The following is a 3,751-nucleotide window of genomic DNA, read 5'->3' as shown; positions in this document are numbered from 1 at the left end:
GCATCATGCCTTGCGAGATCGCGTGGTCGCGGACGACGACGGCAGCGCTGCCCGACGGCAGGTAGCGTTCCTTGGTCGCCTTGTCCTTGACGATCTCGATTGCCCCCATGAGGCCGATCGAGCGCACCTCGCCGACCAGATTATGGCCGGCGATACGCTCCTGCAGCGCCTGCGCGAAATAGGGACCGGTGTCGGTCCTGACCCGTTCGACGAGGCCCTCCCGCTCGATGATCTCAAGGTTCTTCAACGCCACCGCGCAGGCGACCGGATGACCGGAATAGGTGTAGCCGTGATAGAACTCGCCGCCCTTCTCGACCAGGGTCGAGGCAATGCGGTCACTGACCAGCAGCGCCGACAGCGGCTGGTAGCCGGAGGTCAACGCCTTGGCTGTGGTGATGGTGTCGGGCTCGACGTCGAAGGTCTGCGCCGCGAACCATTCGCCGGTGCGGCCATAGCCGGTGATCACCTCGTCGAGCATCAGGAGCACGTCGTATTTGCGGCAGATGCGCTGCACCTCGGGCCAATAGCTCATCGGCGGGATTTTTACGCCGCCCGCGCCCATCACTGGCTCGCCGATGAAGGCCGCGACCTTGTCTGCGCCGGCTTCGAGGATCGCGTCCTCGACGGCCTTGGCCGCGCGGATGCCGAAATCATGGTCGCTTTCGCCGGGCAGCGCGAGCTCATAGGCATAGGGCATCATCACATGGACGATGTTGGGCACCGCTCCGCCAAGCTGTTTGTGCATCGGCTCCATGCCGCCGAGCGAGGTGCCGGCGATCGTCGAGCCGTGATAACCCATCTTGCGCGAGATGATGCGGTTCTTCTCCGGCTTGCCTTCGAGCGCCCAATAGTGGCGGACGAGCCGCAACGCCGTGTCGTTGGCCTCCGAGCCGGAGGAGCCGTAGAAGACCTGGCTGACATGCTTCGGCGCCAGCTCCGCCAGCTTCTTCGACAAAAGCACAGGCGTCGGCGTCGAGCATTTGAAGAAGGAATTGTAGTAAGGCAGCTCCTTCATCTGGGCATAGGCAGCGTCCGCCAGTTCGTCGCGGCCATAGCCGACATTGACGCACCAAAGGCCCGCCATGCCGTCGAGGATTTCCGCTCCTTCGGAATCGTAGATGAACGGGCCGCCGGCGCGGGTGATGATGCGCGAGCCGATCTCGCGCAGTTCCTTGTGGTCGGTGAAAGGGTGAAGGTGATGCGCGGCATCGATTTGCTGAAGCTGCTTCAGCGAATAGTTCTGATAGGTCATGGATTTGATCTTTCCTCTTGAATCAATCCGGCGGGAGCCGGGGCGGATTCGTCAGAGGAAACGGGGCGGCGAATAGCCGATGCGGGCGCACAGCCGCAAAAGCTCGGCACGAAGCGTGCGCGGTGACGGCGTCACCGCGACCCCGAAGGCGCCTGATGTGCTGATGCGGACCATGGCGGCAGCTTAAGCTGCCTGCCATACTGAATTCAAGCCGTGCCGCGTTTTCAGTCTAGCATCGGATCGTCCGAAAACCGGCTTCCACTTTTCGGTCCGATGCTCAGCGCCCGCTGCAGAAAGACATAGCGCATCGCCGTCTGGGCAGCCTGCGGGCGCCGGTCGCCGCGTCCGCCATGTCCGCCTTCGGTTTCCTCGAAGAACAGCGTCCTAGTGTACCCTGCTGCCTGCAGCCGCGCCGCCATCTTGCGCGCATGACCGGGATGGACGCGGTCGTCAGCGGTCGAGGTCATCAACAGCACCGGCGGATAGGCGGCGCCGGCCGAGATGTGCTGATATGGCGAATAGGCGCCAAGCCATGCCGCCTCCTCCGGCTTCGACGGGTCGCCATATTCGGCGATCCAGGAAGCGCCGGGAGGCAGTTCGGTGTAGCGCAGCATGTCGAGCAGCGGCACGTCGATGATGACGGCGCCGAAAAGCTCCGGCCGCTGCGTCAGCGAGACGCCGGTGAGCAGGCCGCCATTCGATCCGCCCTGGATGCCGATCTGGGCAGCCGTGGTGATGCCGCGCCTGACAACATCCTCGGCCACCGCGGCGAAATCGTCGAAGGCCTTCTGGCGGCTGCCCTTGAGAGCGGCCTGATGCCAGGCCGGACCGAACTCGCCGCCGCCCCGGATATTGGCCTGCACATAGGCATTGCCCTTGTCCAGCCAGAGCCTGCCGCGAATGCCGGCATAGCCGGGCAAGAGCGGCACTTCGAAGCCGCCGTAGCCATAGAGCAGCGCCGGCACCGGCCCTTGCTGGTCGCGTCGCCGCACGACGAAATACGGGATCATCGTGCCGTCCTTCGAGCGCGCCTCGAACTGCTCCGAAACATAGGGCGAGGCGTCAAAGCGGGCCGGCTGTGACTTCACGGTTGCCAGCGTTTCGCCATTGTCGTCCGACCAGATGATCGAGCTCGGCGTCAGGAAATCGGTGAAGGAGAAGGAGACGCTGGAACCGAAATGCTCGGCATGGCTGATGCCGACATTGCCGTTGTCGGGCAGGCCGACCGGCTTCAGCGACCAGCCGTTCCCGGTGCGGTCGCAAACGACGACCTTGCCGCGGACATTGTCCATCAGATTGATGAACAGCCGGTCCTGCGTCCTGGCGAGGCCCGCAACGGAAACGCGGGGCTCCGGTTCGAGCAGCGTCTTGATCGGTTCGAATGTTCCGGTTTCGATCCAGCTCTCGAAATCCACGGAATAGAGCCCGTCGGGCAGGCAGCGCGTGCCGTCGGGCGCGGTCCATGGGCTGCGCACGCCGAAGACGAGGTGTCCCTTGAAGATCGCCGTGTCGGTGGCGTCGTCGGGCAGCGGGATGCGCCGGTTCTCGCCCGAAGCCAGCCGCAGGAAGCTGTGCGAAGTGAAGAAGTCGATCGTCTTGCCAAGCAGCACATGCCGCTTGTCGCCGTCGAACTCGACGCCGCCGCCGACCGCGAGGTGCTGCTTCTCGGCCTCGAATATCGGCGTTGCATCTTCCAGCTTCGTGCCGCGTCGCCAGAGCTTGATCACGCGCGGATAGCCGGACTGGGTCTTGTCATCGTCCTCGAAGGCCGCCGAGACGATCACCGTGTCCTTGTCCAGCCACGAAAAGCCGGACTTCGAGGCTGGAGCGCGAAAACCGTCCGCGATGAAGGATTTCGTCGCGATGTCGAACTCGCGCATCTCGCTGGCATCGCCGCCGTCCGGCGACATGGAAAGCAGGCAGCGATCGAAATCGGGGTAGAGCCGGCTGGCGCCGCCGAACACCCATTTGACGCCCTCTTTGGCCGAGAGCTGGTCGAAGTCGATGATCGTTTCACATTCCGGCTTTTCGGTCTTGTAGGAAGCGACCGGCGCGCGGCGCCAGAGGCCGAGCGCATTGGTCTTGTCCTGCCAGAAATTATAGACGTGGCCGGCAAGTGCCGCCCCTACCGGGATATTGTCCTCAGCGGTCATCAGGTCGAGCGCGGTCTCGAACGCCGGCTGATAGGAAGGATCGCCCTGCAATTCGCCGACCGTCACCGCATTCTGGCGATGAACCCAGTCGAGCGCCTCCTTGCCGTCGCGGTCTTCCAGCCAGAGGAAGGGATCCTCGGGCGCCAATTCAGAGTGGGTTTTGGTCATTGCGCTGGTCATACGGGTCTCCGGGTCTGGCGGCCCTGCCTACATCGCGTTCGCCGCGCCAACATTCAAGAGCGACGCTGCCTGAGCCCGGCTTGGCGGATCGGGCCAGCCGAAGTGCCGTTCCGGCATGTCGCTTCCCTCGCCCTAGTGGTCGCCGCCTCCTCACCGGCAACATTGC

Annotated in this window: 3 protein-coding genes; all 3 read right to left on the bottom strand. The window is 64.1% G+C overall.

The window, feature by feature from the left end; all coding sequences use genetic code 11:
- Positions 1–1,252, bottom strand: a 1,252-nt coding sequence (locus EOA38_RS30350; protein WP_127300969.1) for an aminotransferase, incomplete at its 3' end; no start/stop codon positions are given.
- A 51-nt stretch (positions 1,253–1,303) separates the two neighbouring features.
- The gene (locus EOA38_RS30345; protein WP_066999731.1) at positions 1,304–1,426 is read right to left on the bottom strand and encodes a capsid protein; all 123 of its coding nucleotides are present in this window, start codon (positions 1,424–1,426) and stop codon (positions 1,304–1,306) included.
- A gap of 50 nt (positions 1,427–1,476) precedes the next feature.
- Entirely contained in the window at positions 1,477–3,585 is a 2,109-nt protein-coding gene (locus tag EOA38_RS30340; protein WP_127300968.1) for a prolyl oligopeptidase family protein, read from the bottom strand.
- Positions 3,586–3,751 lie beyond the last annotated feature (166 nt).

This window comes from Mesorhizobium sp. M1E.F.Ca.ET.041.01.1.1, from assembly GCF_003997355.1.
In the GTDB taxonomy this organism is placed as follows: domain Bacteria; phylum Pseudomonadota; class Alphaproteobacteria; order Rhizobiales; family Rhizobiaceae; genus Mesorhizobium.
Note: the sequence above shows the minus strand (reverse complement) of the source record. Positions and strands in the feature narration are given on the sequence as shown.

What these genes read in the sequence shown, in the direction of transcription:
- EOA38_RS30345 (WP_066999731.1), bottom strand. Translation starts at nt 1,426, where the DNA reads ATGGTCCGCATCAGCACATCAGGCGCCTTCGGGGTCGCGGTGACGCCG.
- EOA38_RS30340 (WP_127300968.1), bottom strand. Translation starts at nt 3,585, where the DNA reads ATGACCAGCGCAATGACCAAAACCCACTCTGAATTGGCGCCCGAGGAT.